We start from the raw sequence: 1,509 nt of genomic DNA on the forward strand, positions 1-1,509 counted from the left end.
GTTCTAATAGCGAAGAAGGCATACCGTGAGGAGTGCTGGAGCGATTAGAAGTGAGAATGCCGGTGTAAGTAACGAAAAGACAGGTGAGAATCCTGTCCGTCGAAAACCCAAGGATTCCAGGGGAAGGTTCGTCCGCCCTGGGTAAGTCGGGGCCTAAGGTGAGGCTGAAAAGCGTAGCCGATGGATATCAGGTAGAGAATCCTGAACTAGTAAATAAACTGATGGAGCAACAGAGGAGGATAACATTCGCCCCTTAGTGGATTGGGGTCGAAAATACGATGCTGTGTTATAGGCAAATCCGTAACACGTGAAGGAGTAGTATTAATAGGTAAAGAATGATGATTTCACACTTTCAAGAAAAACTTCTAGGGATAATTTATTTACTACCCGTACCGTAAACCGACACAGGTGGGTAGGTAGAGAATACTAAGACGCGCGAGAAAACTCTTGTTAAGGAACTCGGCAAAATGACTCCGTAACTTCGGGATAAGGAGGACTTTTTATGAGAAAAGAAAGTCGCAGAGAATAGGCCCAAGCGACTGTTTATCAAAAACACAGGTCTCTGCAAAACCGTAAGGTGAAGTATAGGGGCTGACGCCTGCCCGGTGCTGGAAGATTAAGAGGAGATGTTAGGAAACGAAGCATTGAATTGAAGTCCCAGTAAACGGCGGCCGTAACTATAACGGTCCTAAGGTAGCGAAATTCCTAGTCGGGTAAATTCCGACCCGCACGAAAGGCGTAACGATTTGGGCGCTGTCTCAACAAGAGACTCGGTGAAATCAAGATGCCGGTGAGAACGCCGGCCACCCGCGACAGGACGAAAAGACCCCGTGGAGCTTTACTGTAGCTTGATATTGATATTGGATGCAGAATGTACAGGATAGGTGGGAGACTAAGAAGCTGGAACGCTAGTTTCGGTGGAGTCGCCCTTTGGATACCACCCTTTCTGTATTTGATATCTAACTCGCCCAAGTGGATTGGGGAGGACAGTGTCTGGTGGGCAGTTTGGCTGGGGCGGTCGCCTCCTAAAGAGTAACGGAGGCGCCCGAAGGTTCCCTCAGAATGGTCGGAAATCATTCTAAGAGTGTAAAGGCATAAGGGAGCTTAACTGCGAGACCAACAAGTCGAGCAGGTACGAAAGTAGGGCTTAGTGATCTTACGGTTTCCGCATGGAAGGGCCGTGACTCAACGGATAAAAGCTACCCCGGGGATAACAGGCTTATCGCATCCAAGCGTTCACAGCGACGATGCGGTTTGGCACCTCGATGTCGGCTCATCACATCCTGGAGGTGGAGAAGCTTCCAAGGGTTGGACTGTTCGTCCATTAAAGTGGTACGCGAGCTGGGTTCAGAACGTCGTGAGACAGTTCGGTCTCTATCCGTCGTGGGCGTTGGAAATTTGAAGAGAGCTGCTCCTAGTATGAGAAGACCGGAGTGGACATACCACTGGTGTACCAGTTGGCCTGCCAGGGCCACAGCTGGGTAGCTACGTATGGAAAGGATAAACGCT

Annotated in this window: 1 rRNA gene; it reads left to right on the plus strand. The window is 49.6% G+C overall.

Going from position 1 to position 1,509, the window contains the following annotated elements:
* A 23S ribosomal RNA gene (locus T352_RS0105860) occupies positions 1-1,509 on the plus strand; the annotation flags it as partial.

The sequence above is a fragment of the Haploplasma modicum ATCC 29102 genome (assembly GCF_000687835.1).
In the GTDB taxonomy this organism is placed as follows: Bacteria; Bacillota_I; Bacilli_A; order Acholeplasmatales; family Acholeplasmataceae; genus Haploplasma; species Haploplasma modicum.